Genomic DNA, 17,012 nt, shown 5'->3' with positions numbered 1-17,012 from the left:
CCCCCATTGTGCGCCGCCGGCTGTGAGCCGGGTGTTGCCGGCGTTGTCGGCAGACCGTGTCCTCAGCCGTTGTCCTGCCGCGCCAGCTGCAGGTCGCGCTGGCGCCGCTTCTCGGCGCGGGCGTTGATGTACCAGCCGATCACCGCGGCGATCGACACCGCCGACACCAGCAGCGTGGCCAACGCGTTGATCTTCGGGCTGATGCCCATGCGCACCGAGGCGAACACCTTCATCGGCAGCGTGGTCGAGCCCGGGGTGGCGACAAAGCTGGCCACCACCACGTCATCCAGCGACAGGGTGAAAGCCAACAGCCAGCCCGCCACCAGCGCCGGCGCGATGATCGGCAGGGTGATGCGACCGAACACGGTCAGCCGGCTCGCCCCCAGATCCATCGCCGCTTCTTCCAGCGACAGGTCCATTTCCTGCAGCCGCGAGGACACCACCACGGTGACGAAGCACAGGGTGAAGGTGACGTGGGCGATCCAGATGGTGGCCAGGCCGCGTGCCGGGAAGCCGGGAATCGCGCCCATCGAGGCCAGCAGCGCCATCAGCGAGAAGCCCAGGATCACATCCGGCATCACCAGCGGTGCGGTCACCAGCGCGCCGAACAGCGGCTTGCCACGGAAGCGCTTGAAGCGGGTCATCACCATCGCCGCCAGCGTACCCAGCACGGTAGCGGTACAGGCGGTCCAGAACGCCACCACCAGGCTGGTCCACATCGCATCCATCAGCGCGCGGTCGGCGAACAGGTCGCTGTAGGCACGGGTGGAGAACCCGGCCCAGACCATCGCCAGCCGCGAGCTGTTGAACGAATAGAACATCAACAGCAGGATCGGCAGGTACAGGAAGGCGAAGCCGAGCAGCAGCACGCCCAGCCCCAGGCCCTTTGCGCTACGCGGGCTCATGCCTGCTTCCCTTCCAGCAGGCGCTGCTGGGAACGGTTGAACAGCAGGATCGGCACCAGCAGCAACAGGATCATCGCCACCGCCATCGCCGAGGCGCCCGGCCAGTTGCGGTTGTTGAAGAACTCATTCCACAGCTGGCGGCCGACCATCAGCGTTTCCGAGCCACCCAGCATTTCCGGGATCACGAATTCACCGATCGCCGGAATCATCACCAGCATGCAGCCGGCGATGATGCCCGCTTTGGACAGCGGCAGGGTGATGCGCAGGAACGCCTGCCACGGCCTGGCACCGAGGTCGTAGGCCGCTTCCAGCAGGCGGTGGTCATGCTTGACCAGATTGGCGTACAGCGGCAGCACCATGAACGGCAGATAGCAGTAGACGATGCCGATGTAGGCGGCGGTCGGGGTGTCGATCAGCTGCAGCTTGGGCAGACCCATGCTGGTCATCAGCGATTGCAGGCCGGTGAACTGCAGGAACTGGTCGAGCAGGCCATTGCGGTCCAGGATCGCCTTCCACGCATACACGCGGATCAGGAACGAGGTCCACGACGGCAGCACCACCAGCATCATCGCCACGTTGCGAGCGGCGGGCGACAGGCGCGCGATGGCATAGGCCATCGGATAGCCGATCAGCAGGGTCAGGAAGGTCGAGATCGCCGCGATCTTGATCGAGCTCAGGAACGCCTGGGCATAGATCGAATCGCGGAACAGCGCCAGGTAGTTTTCCAGGTTCAACTTCAGCGAGAAACCGCCGTCGGCGTACTGCAGCAGCCAGGTGTACGGCGGCGAGCCGACCCGGCTGAGCGAGAAGCTGATCATCAGTACGATCAGGAACGGCACTGCGAAGAACAGCAGCAGCCACAGGTACGGAATGCCGATCACCGTGGCACGCAGCCCCGGCAGCCAGCGCTTCAGGCCGGCGGTGCTCATGAGGTGAGCACCACGCCGTCGTTGTCGCGCCAGTGCACCCACACCTCGTCGCCCCAGGTGAGGCCATCACTGGCCCAGCGCTGCGAATTGGCGAAGTTGGCCAGCACCTTGGCGCCGCTGGGCAGGCGCACGTGGTAGACCGAATGGCTGCCGAAGTAGGCGATGTCCTCGATCACGCCCTGGGCCTTGTTGGTGTGCCCTTCCGGTTCGTCCTTGCCGATCATCACCTTCTCCGGGCGCAGCGCGAACGCGACCGGCTGCCCTTCATAACCGGTGATGCCATGGGCGATGTAGATCGGCGCCGGGAACAGCGGCGAGCGTACGGTCACGTACTCCGGCAGGTCCTCGTCGATCACCCCGTCGAACAGGTTGACCGAACCGATGAACTCGGCGACGAAGCGGTTGGCCGGCTGCTCGTAGACCTCGTCCGGCTTGCCGACCTGCTGGATCCAGCCGGCATCCATCACCGCGATGCGGGTGGCCATGGTCATCGCTTCTTCCTGGTCGTGGGTGACCATCACGCAGGTCACGCCCGACGATTCGATGATGCTGACCAGTTCCAGCTGCATCTGCGAGCGCAGCTTCTTGTCCAGCGCGCCCATCGGCTCGTCCAGCAGCAGCAGCTTCGGCCCCTTGGCCAGCGACCGCGCCAGCGCCACGCGCTGCTGCTGGCCGCCGGACAGCTGGTGTGGCTTGCGCTTGCCCAGGTGGCCCATCTGCACCAGGTCGAGCATCTCGCCGACGCGCTTGCTGATCGCGTCCTTGCCCAGGCCATCCTGCTTCAGGCCGAAGGCAATGTTCTGCTCGACCGTCATGTGCGGGAACAGCGCATAGGACTGGAACATCATGTTGACCGGCCGCTGGTACGGCGGCAGCGCATCCAGGCGCTGGCCATCGAGGGTGATGCTGCCCTTGGTGGGCGTCTCGAAGCCGCCCAGGCAGCGCAGCAGGGTCGATTTGCCACTGCCGGAGCCACCGAGCAGGGCAAAGATCTCGCCCTTGCGCACGTCCAGGTTGACGTCGTCGACGGCGACGAAACCGTCGAATTCCTTGCGCAGGTCACGAATGGAGAGATAGCCGGGCACACCGGTCGTGTCAACGACGGCGGCTACCGGCTGGGCTTCAACGGGCATGGGGGCTCCGGGAGCGGGCGGTGGACAGCGGCCGCCATTCTAACGGCCGGGGGGCCCAGGGGATATGACGGCGGCAGGCGGAAGCGGCCGCTGGCCGGCTCCGGGGGCCCCAGGAGTGTCGGTTTTCCCCCGCCATGGTGGCCTGCCCGCGCAAAGGCCCGGGCTCCCCGGGACGACCCTGCGGCCGTCCCGGCCAGACACCACAGGCGACGCCTCGATCTGCAACGTTTTTCAGAACCGGATCTGTTGAAGGCCCGGGGCATTCCCCGCGCAATGGCCCTGGTCAAGGCCTTGCATGGACCCACCCTCGTGACTTCCCCGGACAGCCCCTCCCCTTTCCCGCCCCGCCTGCCGGGCTCCCTGCCTGCAAGGCTGCCGCTGGTCATCATCGGCGCCGGCCAGGCCGGGCTGTCCCTCAGCGCGCTCCTGCAGGAAGCCGGCGTCGAGCATCGCGTGCTGGAGGCCGAAACCGTAGGCGCCAGCTGGCAGCGGCGCTGGGAGTCGTTCCAGACCAACACCGCCAACGCGACGATGGCCCTGCATGGTCATGCCTATTCCGGCGATGACCCGGATGGCTTCATGGGCGCCCCGGAGGTGATCCGGCACCTCCGCGACTATGCCCACGAGCGTTCCCTGCCGATCAACGAGGGATGCGGGGTGCATCGGGTTGGGCCTGGGCCCGGTGGCTACGCCATCCACAGCAGCCAGGGGCTGATCCATGCCCGCGCGGTGGTGGTCGCCACCGGTGAATACCGCCGCGCACGGATGCCCCGGGTCCCGTTCGCGCCCGCGCCAGGCCTGACCGTGCTGCACTCGGGCGACTACCGCAGTGCCCGCCAGCTGCCCGATGGCGCCGTGCTGGTCATCGGGGGTGGGCAGTCCGGCGCGCAGATCGCCCAGGACCTGCGCGACAGCGGTCGCAGCGTGCACTGGTCACTGGCCCAGCGGCATTCGCATACCCGCCGGCTGCGCGGCAAGGACTCGATGACCTGGTGGGACATGGCCGGGCGCATCCACCAGCATGTGAGTGAGGCGGCCGCCGTACTGGCCGGGGAACCGGATGCGCTGCGCAAGGCCCGCACCGCGGAGTTCCCGCTTATTTCCGGCAAGGGAAACGGTGGCCTGGGCAGCTCGATCAGCCTGCTGGCGATGCACCGCGCGGGCATCAGGCTGCTGGGCCGGTTGCAGGGCTTCGATGGAAACGTCGCCCGCTTCGCCGATGTGCGCCCGCAGCTGCGTACCGCGATCGAGGCCACGCAGGCCGAGTACGCCTATCTCGATTCGCTGGCCAGCGCGTACTACGCCACGCGTCCCGAGCCACGCACCGACGATGCCCGCTACATTCCGGAGGAGGTCTATCTGCACTGGGAGCCGGACGCCGCCCCGCGTGAACTGGATCTGCAGGCGGAAGGCATCCGCTCGGTGGTGCTGGCCACCGGCTTCGTCGCCGAATGGCCCTGGCTCGACGTACCGGGCGCGCTGGATGCACATGGCTACCCGCTCGGCGACTTCGGTGTTTCACCGCAACCGGGGCTGTTCTTCATCGGCATGCACAACCTGCAGCGGATGAGTTCATCGTTCCTGTGCAACGGCGGTCGCGATGCACGCGACCTGCTGCCTGCCATCCTGCGGCACCTGGGCCGAAGCGGGAGTACCGGCATCGACCCAGGGTAAGGCAGCCGCCGGGCATGACCCGGCGGCACCAGGCCGGCTCAACGGCCGGTCTTCACCTCGGTCCACAGCCGGGTGTAGAGCTTGTCGGTTTCCGGCGTGTTGATCGAGTACGTGAACATCTTCGCGGCCACGTCGGCCGGCGGGTAGATGGTCGGGTCGGTACGGATCGCCTCATCCACCAGCGGGGTCGCGGTCGGCACCGGGTTGGCGTAGTGGATGAAGTTGGTGTTGGCCGCGGCAACCTTCGGCTGCAGTAGGTAATTGATGAAGGCGTAAGCGGCCTCCGGATGCTTGGCGTCCTTCGGGATCGCCAGCATGTCGAACCACTGCGGGGCGCCTTCCTTCGGGATCGAATAGGCCACGTGCACGCCATTGCTGGCTTCCTCGGCGCGGTCGCGGGCCTGGATGATGTCACCCGACCAGCCGACCACCAGGCAGGTGCCGCCATTGGCCAGCGAACCCACGTACTGCGAGGAGTGGAAATTCTGCACGTACGGTCGGATCGACTTCAGCAGGTCGGCCGCCTTCTGCAGCTCGGCCGGGTCACCGCTGTGCGGGTCCAGGCCCAAGTAATGCAGCGCGATCGGGATCATGTCGGCCGGCGTGTCCAGGATGGTCACGCCGCAGTCCTTCATCTTGCTGATGTTCTCCGGCTTGAACACCAGGTCCCAGCTGTTGGCGATGTCGGTGCTGCCACCGAAACGCTGCTTCAGCATCTCCACGTTGTAGCCGATGCCGGTGGTGCCGATCATGTACGGCACGCCGTACTGGTTGCCCGGGTCCTGGGTGGCGATGCGCTTCATCACCGCCGGATCGAGATTGGCCAGGTTCGGGATCTTGCTCTTGTCCAGCGGCAGGAACACACCGGCCTGGATCTGGCGACCGAAGAAGTTCAGGGTCGGCACCACCACGTCGTAGCCGCTGTTGCCGGCCAGCAGCTTGGTCTCGACCATCTCATCGCTGTCGAACACATCGTAGGTCACCTTGATGCCGCTCTCCTTCTCGAAGGTCGGGATGGTGTCCTCGGCGATGTAATCGCTGTAGTTGTAGACGTTCAGGACCTGGCTGTCCTGCGCGCCGCCATTGCCACCGCCACAGGCGGCGAGCATGGCGGAGGCCAGGCCGAGCGTGAGGATACGCAGCTTCATCGGGTGCTCCAGAATGCGGGAAGGGGGGCCGGCGGGGCCGGCGACGGGTGCCAGCCTACCCCCCGGCGGCGGATTTTTCTATTCCGGATGCTTAGACGTTCAGCAGCAGGAACTCGCGCTCCCACGAGCTGATGACACGGAAGAAGGTCTCGTATTCCTTGCGCTTCACCGAGATGTAGGCCCGGCAGAAGCGTTCGCCCAGCAGGGCCTGCAGTTCGCTGCACTGCTCCAGCCCATCCAGCGCTTCGCCCAGCGAGCGCGGCAGGTTGTAGCCCAGTTCCTTGGCGCTGCCGGTCACCGGCGCATCCGGTGCCAACCGCTCGCGGATGCCCAGCAGGCCGCAGGCCAGGGTCGCCGCCATCGCCAGGTAGGGGTTGGCGTCGGAACCGGCGAAGCGGCTCTCCACGCGCATGTTTTCCGGCGTGTCCAGCGGCACGCGCAGGCCACAGGTGCGGTTGTCGAAGCCCCAGTGCACGTTGCTCGGCGAGACTTCGCCGAACACCAGCCGGCGGTAGGAATTCACGTTCGGCGCGAAGAACGCCATCGCCTGCGGCGCGTACTTCTGCAGGCCGCCCAGATAGTGGCCGAACACCGGGCTGAACTCGCCTTCGGCATCGGTATCGCCAGCGAACACATTGCTGCCGTCGCTCACCCGCACCAGGCTCTGGTGGATGTGCATGGCACTGCCCGGCTCGTTCTCCATCGGCTTGGCCAGGAAGGTGGCATACACGCCGTGGCGCATCGCCGCCTCGCGCATGGTGCGCTTGAACAGGAACACCTGGTCGGCCAGGTCCATCGCATCGGCATGGGTGAAGTTGACCTCCAGCTGCGCCGCACCGGATTCGTGGATCAGCGTGTCCACATCCAGCTTCATCGCATCGGCGTAGTCGTACATCAGGTCGAGGATCGGGTCGAATTCGTTGACCGCATCGATCGAGTACGACTGCCGCGCGGTTTCCGGGCGCCCGGAGCGGCCGGCCGGTGGCAGCAGCGGGAAGTCCGGGTCGGTGTTCTTCTGCACCAGGAAGAACTCAAGCTCCGGCGCCACCACCGGCCGCAGGCCCAGCTCGGCGTAGGCCGCCAGCACGCGGCGCAGTACGTTGCGTGGCGCCAGCTCGTGCGGCTCACCGTTCTTGGTGTAACAGTCGTGGATGACCTGCGCGGTGGCGTCGGCCGCCCACGGCACCATGCGCACCGTGTCCGGATCGGGACGCAGCATCATGTCCGAGTCCGACGGCGAGGTCAGCTCGTAGTAGTCATCAGGGAACTCGCCGGTGACGGTGGTGGCGAAAATGCCTTCGGGCAGCCGCGTACCGTAATCATGCGAGAACTTGTCGGCGGGAATGATCTTGCCGCGCGCGTTGCCGGTGATGTCCGGGACCAGGCATTCGACCTCGGTGATGCGCCGCTCCTTCAGCCAGCGCAGCAGGCTGCTTTCCTGCGGTGCGGGGGGCGTAGCCGTCTTGCGCGGGCGCGTTCGGGAACTCATCGGGAATCCAGTCGGTTCTGTTGGTGCTGCCGGCAAGCTTGGCCGAACGCACGGAAAATAGCGTGATAGAACGGCGAGTCCATGACACGCCACTCCGGGTGCCACTGTACGCCGAGCACGAAACGATGGCGTGGGCTGCGCGCTGCCTCGACCAGTCCATCATCGGCCCTGGCCTCGACCTGCAGCCCGTGTGCCAGTCGGTCGATGCCCTGCCCGTGAACCGAATTGACCTGTGCGCGGTCACCGCCTTGCCACTGCGCCAGCCAGCCATCCGCCGCCAGGGCGACCGCATGGGCCGGCCCGTACTGCACATCAACCGGCGCCTTCGGGTCTTCACGATGATCCGAAAGACCGGGCGCCGCGTGCACCTGCGGATGCAACGTGCCACCCAGCGCAACGTTCAGCTCCTGCAGGCCGCGGCAGATCGCCAGCACCGGCAGGTCCAGCGCCAGCGCCTCGTGCAGCAGCGCGAACGCGTTGGCGTCACGGGCCGGGTCATGCGGATTGCCCGGCCAGCTGCGACCGCCGTCGTAATGCTGCGGTTCGATGTTGCTGACCGCACCGGTCAACAGCAGGCCATCGAGCCCCTGCAGCCAGTCGCCGGCCGGCAGCGGCGGCTGCACGCTCGGCAACAGTACCGGGGTCACCTCGGCGGCCTCGGCCAGCGCGCGCACGTACTTCTCGCCGGCCACCGCGAAACGGTGATGGCCGAGCACGGTGCTGTCGGTGGGCAGGCCCACCCAGGGCAGGCGGCGCATGGGAAAACTCCTTGGCGTGCCGACACGTTACCCGCCGTCAGGCGAAGGCGGCAAGTCGTCGCCGTCACACCATGGCTGTCACGCATCGGCGAAACTACTCGGGTGAATGCTGATCGTCCTCCCCCGCTCTCCTCCACCGCACTGCGCCCGCGAGGCCTGCGGTGAGTGCCGCGTTCCCGCCCAGCTGGTATGCCGCCAGCCTGCCCGAACCACCCGCGCTGCCCCCGCTGCAGGGCGAGGTTCAGGCCGATGTCGCAGTGCTTGGTGCGGGCTACACCGGCCTGACCGCGGCCCTGGAACTGGCCTCACGTGGCCAGCGCGTGGTGGTGCTGGAGGCGCAGCGGATCGGTTGGGGCGCGTCCGGCCGCAATGGTGGCCAGGCGCTGGTCGGCTACGGCTGCGAGGTGGACGAACTGGAGCGTCAGCTGGGTCGTGATGATGCACGCCACCTGTTCGACTGGTCGCGCGACGCGGTGCAGGCGATGCGCACGCGCATCGATCGCCACCGCATCGACTGCCATTGGGTTGAAGGCCACGCCAGCGTGGCCATCCGTGAACGCCACGAGCGTGACCTGCGCGCCAACTGCGAGCACCTGCAACGCCACTACGACTACCCCATGCAGTGGTGGGGCCGTGACGCTCTGCGCGCGCAGCTGGACAGCCCGCGCTACCGCGCCGCGATGTTCGACCCGCTCAGCGCACACCTGCACCCGCTGGCGTATGCACGCGGTCTGGCCGATGCAGCGCGCGCGGCAGGTGTGGTCATCCACGAGAATTCGCCCGTCGTGCGCATCCAGCGCGGGCCACGGCCGAGCCTGCACACTGCCCAGGGCAGCGTGCGCGCCATGCATCTGGTGGTGGCCGGCAATGCCTGGCTGCAGGGCCTGCTGCCCGAGCTGGAACGGCGGATCATGCCGGTGGGCACCTATATCGGTGCCAGTGAGCCACTGGGCGCAGAACGTGCCCGCGCCCTGATCGGCAACAACATGGCCGTGGCCGACACCGCCTGGGCACTGGACTACTTCCGCCTCAGCCACGACCACCGCCTGCTGTTCGGCGGCCGCGCCAGCTACTCGGCACTGCCCCCGCCCGGCCTGCGCGGGGTGATGCAGCGACGCATGCACGACGTCTTCCCGCAGCTGGCCGACGTGGTACTGGACCAGGTCTGGGGTGGCTACGTGGACATCACCCGCAACCGCGCCCCGCACTGGGGCCGGCTGGACGGCAACCTGTACTTCGCGCAGGGATTCTCCGGCCATGGGGTGGCCGCCGCCGGACTGGCCGGCGAGGTGATCGCCGCCGCCATTGCCGGCCAGAGCGAGCGTCTGGACGTGTTCCAGCGCCTGCGGCATGCGCCCTTCCCCGGCGGCCGGCTGCTGCGCACGCCCCTGCTGGTGGCGGCGATGTCGTGGTACAAGCTGCGGGATGCGTTGTGGTAGCCGGGCCCTTCCCAGCCACATAATCGGCGCAGGAGCTGGGGAGCACGTGGATGCAGTGGTGGAAGGACGGCCTGCTGGTGAGGATACGGGTCAGCCCAGAAGGGCTGGCGCTGGCGCTGCTCTATGCCCTCGCCTGCTGGGGAGCGCGCAAGCTGTCACTGGACCAGTTCTTCCTGCCTGCCGGCGTGCGGGTGGCCGCGCTGTTGCTGTGCCCGCCGCGTCTTTGGCCCTACCTGCTGATGGGTGAATACGCCTACTTCGCGCATCTGCGCATCCCCCTGATCAGCAAATACAACCTGACCTGGGTAATCCTGGCCTCGGTGTTCCTGATGCCTGCCGTGATGCTGATCGTGCGCCTGCACCGGAAGCTGCTGGCACGCACCACGATCGTCGGCGTGATCTCCATTGCGGTATGCGCCGCGACGGTCGTCAGCCTGCTCAACCTCGGAATCTCGTATGTGATGTGGGCACCGTTGCATGAAGAGACATTACTCACCAATGTGCTGCGCTATGCGCTGGGCGACTTCACCGGCATCCTGATCCTGGCACCCCTGGCATTGCTGTGGATCCGACGCGCCGAGGAAAAATGGACAACCGGGTCTGTCGCGGCCACGGTCGCAGCACTCGGCGCCATGCTGGTCATTGGCCTGCAGGCGACGCCGGTACCGGCCTCGATCACGGCCCCCGGCTCGCTGCAGCTGCTGTTGATCCTGCCTATTCCCGCGATCGCACTGACCTGCCTCCTGGGATGGCGCGGTGCGGCCATCGGTGTCGCCGCCGTTAACATGATTCTTGGCCTCAGCACCCCCGCCGACCATCCGACCGCATTCGACCCGGCTACCTTCGCTACCCAGCAGGCCATGGCCATCGCCAGCATCGCCCTGCTGTTGCTGGGTGCGCGCATCACCCACTTCCAGACCCAGCACCGGCTGCACGAGGAAGATGGTAGAGCGGCCCTGCAGCTTGCTCGGAATTCACACCTGGCCAGCGAGATGGACCTGCGTGAGCGCGCGGCCCATCTGCGCCAGCTGGGCGATGGCATGGACCTGTCGCTGAACGAAATGGTGAACTGGCTGCATGCGCAGGGTCATCACGCCGTGGCCGACAGCCTGCGGCATACCTCGGAGGTGCATTCGCGCCTGTTCCGGGCCCAGGCCAGCATGATCTATCCCGCCGCCCTGGAACAGCTGGGCCTGTACGTGGCGTTGCAGGCTGGCGGGGTGCGCGAGGCATGGAATGCTACGCATCGCATCGGCCAGCCGAGGTTGAAGGGTGACCCCTGCGCACTCGGGGTCGGCCTGCAGCTTGCTGCCTATCGACTCGTGGTCGATGCGGTCTCGCTTCTATTGAAGTGCGAGTGTGGACAGATCTCGGTCAGTATCCGCTGCGGAAGCTCCTTCCGGAAGCGTGGTGCCTTCATCTGCGTGGCTCTTCTGGACCGCCACGCATCACTGGGAAGCCGTGCAAAGGCGCTGGCAAACGAGCAGCTGCTGGGCCGAGTGCTCGCACACGCTGGCCACATGGACCTGAGTGGCAACAGGCTCAGGATGGTGTTGACCGAAGCACGGGACGCTCCCCGCCAGGCAGGCACTACTGAAGCCTTGAGGGAAAGCACACGCTCCATGGACACTGGCGTCCCCCGGGCCGCGATCTGACTATCCCGGTGAAAGGAGCTGCAGATCATTGCGCGAAAGTGATCTTTGGTCGGCGCCGAACCCACCCCGTCAGGATCTGGCGCCGGCGTGCAATTGCGCCCCCCTGCTTCCATCGATACTGTCATCCAATGGCGCGTCATGGCGCGTTCAAGCAACCCGCACGGCCGCTGCCAATGTCACGAGCAAGGGAGGCTCGGGTTTGGACCGATTCAAGAAGGCAGTTGAACTGAGCTTCCGTATCCGGCCAGCCGGCATCGCACTCGCGGCCGTCTATGCGCTGAGCTGCCTCGGCTCGCGTCAGTTTTCGCTGGATCAGTTCTTCCTGCCGGCGGGCATCCGCGCAGCGGCACTGCTGATCGTCCCGACCCGCCTGTGGCCCTACCTGCTGCTGGGCGAGTACGCGTACTTTGCAACGCTGCGCATCCCCATGATCGACACCTACGGCCTGGATTGGGTCATCCTGGCTTCGACGCTGCTGATGCCGATGGCGATGCTGGTGGTCTACCTGCATCGGATGAGAATGCCGTCCGAAGCAGCCACCGGTCTGTGGCTGCTGTCGCTGTCGTTCTGCACAGCGTTGTTCGTGCCGGGTCTCAACCTGGGCATTTCATATGTCCTATGGTCGAACCCACCACCCAGCAACCTGCTGGACGCGGTCGACCGGACGATCTTTGGCCACTTCGCCGCCATCATCACCCTGGTGCCGTTGGCATTCCTCTGGTCGCGGCGGCAGGCCGACCCCGGTTGGACAGACCGTTTCGTCGCCCCTACCGCCTCGGCGATCCTGGTGATGCTGGTGCTGGGCCTGTGCATGCAATTGACACGCGCCGACGCCCACACGACGCGGACACACATGGTGCTGCTGGCCGCCCTGCCCGCCATCGCCCTGACCTTCATGCACGGGTGGCGCGGCGCAGCCATCGCGATTCCGTTGTTGAACCTCCCCCTGCACGGCGCAACGCCCAGCACTGGCCTGCCTTCCTCGTTCGACCTGGGCACGTTCACCACCCAACAGAACATGGCGGTGATGAGTGTCGCACTGCTGGCACTCGGTTCCAGCATCAGCTATCACCATCAGCGCGCCCGGTCCCGCGGCCTGGCCGAGGCAACCACGCTGCGCCTGGCACGCGGCTCACTTCAGACCAGCGAGCGTGAGCTGCGTGAACGGGCCGTCCACCTGAAGCACCTGGGCGAGGGCATGGACAATTCGCTCAGCGAGATGGTCAGCTGGCTGAAGTCCCAAGGCCACCATGCGGTCGCAAACAGCCTGCAGCACGCGTCGTCGGTACATTCACGGCTGTTTCGCGAACAGGCCAGCCTGGTCTATCCCACCGGACTGGAGCACGTCGGGCTCTACATCGCGCTTCAAGCCGGCGGTGCATGCGAAATCTGGAACAACACGCATCGCGTCATTCCACCCAGGCTGGCGGGCAATCCCTGCCTGCTGACCGTGGATCTGCAACTGGCCATCTATCGCTCGCTGATCGAGGCGGTTTCACTTCTGCTGGAACTGGAAACCGGGCAGGTCTGCGTGCGCGCCCGAAGCGGTCGGGCAGGCAAGCATCGCGGCATTGTTGCCGTGGTGAGCCTGCTCGATCGTGGTTGTCCGCTTTCCACGCGTACCACCCAACAGGCCGTCGAGCGCCTGGCCGGACGGATGCTTGCCTACGGCGGAACGGTCCACTGCCGCGGCAATCGTCTGCGGCTGGTCCTGCATGAACCGATCACCCACGCGTCGCCAGCGGCGGCCTGACGCGGAATCTGGCCCGGCGCGCAACGTTCGCCGCTAAAGTTACACCCTAAACCGCCGTTATCCGTGCCGAGCCCCTCCCTCGTGAGCCACCGCATCATGCCCGTCCTGCCGCAGGCCGCCGTCGATGGCGACCTGGCCGATCCGCTGCCGCAGCGGATCCTGCTGGTCGAAAACTCCCGCGCCTTCACCGGCATGCTGCGCGAGGCCATCGAGCAGCGCCTGGAACTGCCGGTGGTGATCGCCTCCACCCTGGCCGAGGCCGACCGCCTGCTGAGCGAAGGTGGCGGCTGGTTCCTGGTACTGACCGGGCTGGTCCTGGCCGATGGCGACCGCGACGCGGTGGTCGAGTTCTTCCTCAAGCGCGACCTGCCCACCGTGGTGGTCAGCGGCGTCTACGACGAGGACCTGCGCAAGCGCGTGCTGCAGCAGCAGATCATCGACTACGTGCTGAAGAACACTCCCGGCAGCATCGATTACCTGGTGTGGCTGGTGCAGCGGCTGGAGCGCAACCGGCGCATCGCCGCGCTGGTAGTGGACGACTCACCGTCCGCGCGCGGTTACGCCGCAGCCTTGCTGCGCATGTACGGCCATGAGGTGCACGAAGCGGCCGATGGCAACGAAGGCCTGGCCGCGATCGAGGCGCATCCGGCGATCCGCCTGGCCGTGGTCGACCAGGAAATGCCGGGCATGCAGGGCGTGGAGTTCACCCGCCGCCTGCGCACCCTGCGTTCGCGCGACAAGGTGGCGGTGATCGGCATCTCCGGCAATACCGATGCATCGTTGATTCCGCGCTTCCTGAAGAACGGCGCCAACGATTTCCTGCGCAAGCCGTTCTCGCGCGAGGAATTCTTCTGCCGGGTCTCGCAGAATGTGGACCAGCTGGAGCTGATCGGCACCCTGCAGGACCTGGCCACCCGCGATTTCCTCACCGGCCTGCCCAACCGCCGCTGCTTCCTGGAGCAGAGCCAGCGCCAGCTGCCGCAGCTGCAGCTGCACGGCCAGTGCGTGGCGGAGGCGATGATCGACATCGACCACTTCAAGCACATCAATGACACCCATGGCCACGAAGCCGGCGACGATGCGCTGCGCGCGGTGGCCGGCGCGGTGGCCACGCATGCACGCAGCCACGACCTGATCGCGCGCTTCGGCGGCGAGGAATTCTGCCTGCTGGTGCCGGACATGGAACAGGACGAGGCGCTGCTGTACTTCGAGGAGCTGCGCCAGCGCATCGCCGCGCTGGAGGTGGACATCGGCACCGCCACGCTGCGCATGACGGTCAGCATCGGGCTGTGCTGCCTGCGCCCGCAGCGCGATGCACTGCACCGGCTGATCTCCGAAGCCGACCGCCAGCTGTACCTGGCCAAGGCCGGTGGCCGCAACCGGGTCAGCTGCACCACGGTCGCCAGCCCGCTACGCCCACGCGAGCCGGCGCTGCCCTGACCGGTACGCTTTGATCCAGATCAACGCCGCCCGCGCCGGGCGGCTCTACAGTCCGCCCCGACATACGCATGAAGGGGAGCCGGGGATGGCACTACTGGTCTGGCAGGACGATCTGAACATCGGCATCGATGTGATCGACCAACAACACCGCCGCATCATCGAAATGCTCAACCACCTGCACGTGGCCCAGGCCAGCATGCAGCGTGCCGCAGTGGGTGAAGTGATCGACGAGGTGGTGGACTACACCATGTCGCACTTCGCGTTCGAGGAAGAGCTGATGGAGGAAGCGGGCTACCCGTTCTGTGCCGCGCACAAACGCGTGCATGAGGTCTTCATCAAGCGTGTCTCGGAGTACCGCATGCGCTTCCAGGCCGGCGAGGACATCAGTGACGAGCTGCGCACCATGCTCTCGCGCTGGCTGTTCAACCACATCCGCGGCGACGACCAGGCCTATGCCGAACAGGTCAAGGCGCACCTGAACCAGTTCGCCCGCGAACACCAGGGCGGCGGCTGGCTGGGTCGCACGCTCAAGCGCTTCTTTGGTTGAGCCGCAGCGCGCGCCGGTGCAGTACCACCAGCGCGCACAGGGTGGCCACCGCGGTCAGGCACAGGTAGTAACCCACCGCAACCAGGCCGAAGCGCTCGGCCAGCCAGGTGGCCAGGTACGGCGCCGGTGCCGCACCGAGGATGCCGGCCAGATTGAAGGACAGCGAGGCACCGGTGTAGCGCACCTCCACCGGGTAGATCTCGGCCAGGAAGGTACCGCAGGGGCCGTAGGTCAGCCCCATCAGGAACAGGCCCAGGCACAGGAAGGCGGTGACCAGCCACGGGCTGTGCGGCTGGAACAACGGTGCGAACAGTACGCCGAAGCCGACGATCAGTACGCTGGCAACAATCATCGTGCGCCGCGTGCCCCAACGGTCGCCATAGCGCGCCGACAGCGGGATGCCCAGCGCGAAGAACAGCATGCCGGCCATCTGCATCAGCAGGAACTGCTCGCGGCTGTAGCCCAGCACCGCGGTGCCATGACCGAGACTGAACACCGTCATCAGGTAGAACAGCACGAAGGTGGCGAAGGCGCCCAGCGTGCCGAGCAGCATCGGTACCGGGTGGTCACGCAGTACCGTCCACATCGGCAACCGCACCGGCGCCTTGCGCTCCAGCGCCTTCTTGAAGTCCGGCGTCTCGTGGATGTTCAGGCGCACCCACAGGCCAAGGCCGACCAGCAGTGCGCTGGCCACGAACGGAATGCGCCAGCCCCACTGCAGGAAGTCGTTCTGGCTCAGGCAGCGGCCGAGCACGAGGAAGATGCCGGCCGACAGCAGGAAGCCGAGCGGTGCGCCCAGCTGCGGGAACATGCCGTACCAGGCGCGCTTGCCCGGCGGCGCATTCTCGGTGGCCAGCAGCACCGCCCCACCCCACTCGCCGCCCAGCCCCAGGCCCTGGCCGAAACGGCACAGCGCCAGCAGCGCCGGCGCCCACAGCCCGATCTGCGCGTGGGTCGGCAGCAGGCCGATCAGCACCGTGGACAGGCCCATGGTCAGCAGCGCGGCGACCAGGGTGGCCTTGCGGCCGATGCGGTCGCCGAAATGGCCGAACACCGCCGAGCCGACCGGACGCGCGATGAACGCCACCGCGAAGGTCGCCAGTGACTGCAGCAGGGCCGCCTGCTCACTGCTGTCCGGAAAGAACAGGTGCGGGAACACCAGCACGGCGGCCGTGGCGTAGATATAGAAATCGAAGAATTCGATGGTGGTGCCGATCAGGCTGGCCAGCAGGACACGACGGGGGGAATTCACGGGCGGCGCGGCAGCAGTGATCGTCGACATCGGCAACACGGGTAACGGCGGATCGCCCGATTCTGCCACGGGCCGATGGCCGCACGGGACGATGGTTTCAGCCGACACCGATGCCAACGGAATTTTTCCGGCCGCCGGCTAGGCTGCGCCACCGGTCCCTGCATGGATGCCTTGCCCATGGCTGCAGTTGCGTTGTCATGCTCCGATTCGCCGAAGCTGCCGCGGATGGCGGCGTGGCTGGTGGTACTGCTGGTGCATGGCGGGCTCGCTCTGTGGCTGCTGGACAGCGGCCGGATCGAACTGCGCAGCGGTGAGGGCCCGCGGATCTCGCTGCATTGGCTGCCACTGGAACCGCCGGCGCCGGTACCTCAACAGCCCGCCTCGCCCTCCGCAAAGATGACGCGTCCGGCCGCATCGATGATGCCCCGCCCTGCTCCGGTTGCACAGGCAGAGAGCGCCCTGCCTGCCCCGGGGAACGTGGCTGCAGTGGCGCCACTGATCCTGAGCCTGCCTGCGGGCAGCATCGACGGTGGTGACGGCATCAGCGCAGCTGGCGTGGCGCCGCGCCTGATCGGTCGGCGCGAGGTCCATCCTGCGTTCGGGCCTCGCCGCAATTACTTCCGGATCCGTCGGCAGATGAGCCCCGAGCAGATCGTGCATGGCGTGGCGCAACTGCTGGGGCTTTGGCCGCCGGGATACATCGTCGACCCGTGCGAACTGGGTAAACAGGACATGGACTATTTCCAGAACGCGGTCGAAGACGCCGACCGCGACATGCTGCGCGCGGCAGTGCTGCAGGTGAGTGCCCGCTGCCGGTAGCTCGACGGCTGTCTGCCTTCTGCAGAGTCAAGCAACGCTCGACTGCTCTTCGCGAGAAGCAGTCGAGCAGG

General features: G+C 66.7%; 14 protein-coding genes. 7 read left to right on the top strand and 7 right to left on the bottom strand.

From position 1 onward, the window contains the following. Window positions 1-62: 62 nt before the first annotated feature. From AC5P68_RS10400 to AC5P68_RS10390, 3 genes are read right to left on the bottom strand one after another with little or no spacing between them, the layout of a single operon-like run. Window positions 63-905: an ABC transporter permease subunit gene (locus tag AC5P68_RS10400; RefSeq protein ID WP_005408823.1), complete on the bottom strand. Its 843-nt coding sequence runs from the start codon at window positions 903-905 to the stop codon at window positions 63-65. After that, on the bottom strand, window positions 902-1,834 hold the full coding sequence (locus tag AC5P68_RS10395) for an ABC transporter permease subunit (protein ID WP_049454030.1): 933 nt from the start codon (window positions 1,832-1,834) through the stop codon (window positions 902-904). Before AC5P68_RS10395 ends, AC5P68_RS10400 begins: the two co-directional genes overlap by 4 nt. Continuing rightward, window positions 1,831-2,967, bottom strand: a complete 1,137-nt coding sequence (locus AC5P68_RS10390; RefSeq protein WP_033834728.1) for an ABC transporter ATP-binding protein — start codon at window positions 2,965-2,967, stop codon at window positions 1,831-1,833. The genes AC5P68_RS10395 and AC5P68_RS10390 overlap by 4 nt, the downstream gene beginning before the upstream one ends. Before the next feature lie 273 nt (window positions 2,968-3,240). Here AC5P68_RS10390 and AC5P68_RS10385 point away from each other — a divergent pair, with 273 nt between their 5' ends. Then, window positions 3,241-4,641: a flavin-containing monooxygenase gene (locus AC5P68_RS10385; RefSeq protein ID WP_033834727.1), complete on the top strand. Its 1,401-nt coding sequence runs from the start codon at window positions 3,241-3,243 to the stop codon at window positions 4,639-4,641. Window positions 4,642-4,679: 38 nt separating this feature from the next. Here the strand turns inward: AC5P68_RS10385 and AC5P68_RS10380 are convergent, their stop codons facing one another. The 3 genes from AC5P68_RS10380 to AC5P68_RS10370 form a co-directional block, all read right to left on the bottom strand. Then, on the bottom strand, window positions 4,680-5,789 hold the full coding sequence (locus AC5P68_RS10380) for a polyamine ABC transporter substrate-binding protein (protein ID WP_005408819.1): 1,110 nt from the start codon (window positions 5,787-5,789) through the stop codon (window positions 4,680-4,682). 91 nt (window positions 5,790-5,880) lie between these two features. Further along, the gene (locus tag AC5P68_RS10375; RefSeq protein WP_005408818.1) at window positions 5,881-7,278 is read right to left on the bottom strand and encodes a glutamine synthetase family protein; all 1,398 of its coding nucleotides are present in this window, start codon (window positions 7,276-7,278) and stop codon (window positions 5,881-5,883) included. After that, entirely contained in the window at window positions 7,275-8,036 is a 762-nt protein-coding gene (locus tag AC5P68_RS10370) for a gamma-glutamyl-gamma-aminobutyrate hydrolase family protein (protein ID WP_033834726.1), read from the bottom strand. The genes AC5P68_RS10375 and AC5P68_RS10370 overlap by 4 nt, the downstream gene beginning before the upstream one ends. A 161-nt stretch (window positions 8,037-8,197) precedes the next feature. On the opposite strand from AC5P68_RS10370, the gene AC5P68_RS10365 reads away from it, so the two are divergent. The 5 genes from AC5P68_RS10365 to AC5P68_RS10345 all read left to right on the top strand — a co-directional run bounded on the left by AC5P68_RS10365 (window position 8,198) and on the right by AC5P68_RS10345 (window position 14,870). Then, window positions 8,198-9,475, top strand: a complete 1,278-nt coding sequence (locus tag AC5P68_RS10365) for an NAD(P)/FAD-dependent oxidoreductase (protein ID WP_049402721.1) — start codon at window positions 8,198-8,200, stop codon at window positions 9,473-9,475. Window positions 9,476-9,525: 50 nt separating this feature from the next. Further along, the gene (locus AC5P68_RS10360) at window positions 9,526-11,130 is read left to right on the top strand and encodes an MASE1 domain-containing protein (RefSeq protein WP_049431862.1); all 1,605 of its coding nucleotides are present in this window, start codon (window positions 9,526-9,528) and stop codon (window positions 11,128-11,130) included. Between the two features lie 199 nt (window positions 11,131-11,329). Further along, on the top strand, window positions 11,330-12,883 hold the full coding sequence (locus tag AC5P68_RS10355; RefSeq protein WP_033834723.1) for an MASE1 domain-containing protein: 1,554 nt from the start codon (window positions 11,330-11,332) through the stop codon (window positions 12,881-12,883). Between the two features lie 96 nt (window positions 12,884-12,979). Then, a complete protein-coding gene (locus tag AC5P68_RS10350; protein WP_495222507.1) occupies window positions 12,980-14,323 on the top strand; it encodes a diguanylate cyclase in 1,344 nt (447 codons plus the stop codon). 85 nt (window positions 14,324-14,408) lie between these two features. Beyond that, window positions 14,409-14,870, top strand: a complete 462-nt coding sequence (locus tag AC5P68_RS10345) for a bacteriohemerythrin (protein WP_004151683.1) — start codon at window positions 14,409-14,411, stop codon at window positions 14,868-14,870. On the opposite strand, the gene AC5P68_RS10340 is transcribed toward AC5P68_RS10345, so the two are convergent. Continuing rightward, window positions 14,851-16,143: an MFS transporter gene (locus tag AC5P68_RS10340; RefSeq protein ID WP_181453306.1), complete on the bottom strand. Its 1,293-nt coding sequence runs from the start codon at window positions 16,141-16,143 to the stop codon at window positions 14,851-14,853. The genes AC5P68_RS10345 and AC5P68_RS10340 overlap by 20 nt on opposite strands. A gap of 156 nt (window positions 16,144-16,299) precedes the next feature. On the opposite strand from AC5P68_RS10340, the gene AC5P68_RS10335 reads away from it, so the two are divergent. Further along, entirely contained in the window at window positions 16,300-16,941 is a 642-nt protein-coding gene (locus AC5P68_RS10335) for a hypothetical protein (RefSeq protein WP_049402718.1), read from the top strand. Window positions 16,942-17,012 lie beyond the last annotated feature (71 nt).

The organism is Stenotrophomonas sp. YJH_SMC_58, assembly GCF_059369635.1.
The sequence above is the reverse complement of the archived record's forward strand: the minus strand, read 5'-3'. Positions and strand labels throughout refer to the sequence as shown.

Bases quoted from the DNA above. Each gene is read 5' to 3' on its own strand.
- AC5P68_RS10390 (WP_033834728.1), bottom strand. From the start codon at position 2,967: ATGCCCGTTGAAGCCCAGCCGGTAGCCGCCGTCGTTGACACGACCGGT.
- AC5P68_RS10345 (WP_004151683.1), top strand. From the start codon at position 14,409: ATGGCACTACTGGTCTGGCAGGACGATCTGAACATCGGCATCGATGTG.
- AC5P68_RS10370 (WP_033834726.1), bottom strand. From the start codon at position 8,036: ATGCGCCGCCTGCCCTGGGTGGGCCTGCCCACCGACAGCACCGTGCTC.
- AC5P68_RS10395 (WP_049454030.1), bottom strand. From the start codon at position 1,834: ATGAGCACCGCCGGCCTGAAGCGCTGGCTGCCGGGGCTGCGTGCCACG.
- AC5P68_RS10360 (WP_049431862.1), top strand. From the start codon at position 9,526: ATGCAGTGGTGGAAGGACGGCCTGCTGGTGAGGATACGGGTCAGCCCA.
- AC5P68_RS10335 (WP_049402718.1), top strand. From the start codon at position 16,300: ATGGCTGCAGTTGCGTTGTCATGCTCCGATTCGCCGAAGCTGCCGCGG.
- AC5P68_RS10385 (WP_033834727.1), top strand. From the start codon at position 3,241: ATGGCCCTGGTCAAGGCCTTGCATGGACCCACCCTCGTGACTTCCCCG.
- AC5P68_RS10380 (WP_005408819.1), bottom strand. From the start codon at position 5,789: ATGAAGCTGCGTATCCTCACGCTCGGCCTGGCCTCCGCCATGCTCGCC.
- AC5P68_RS10400 (WP_005408823.1), bottom strand. From the start codon at position 905: ATGAGCCCGCGTAGCGCAAAGGGCCTGGGGCTGGGCGTGCTGCTGCTC.
- AC5P68_RS10375 (WP_005408818.1), bottom strand. From the start codon at position 7,278: ATGAGTTCCCGAACGCGCCCGCGCAAGACGGCTACGCCCCCCGCACCG.
- AC5P68_RS10350 (WP_495222507.1), top strand. From the start codon at position 12,980: ATGCCCGTCCTGCCGCAGGCCGCCGTCGATGGCGACCTGGCCGATCCG.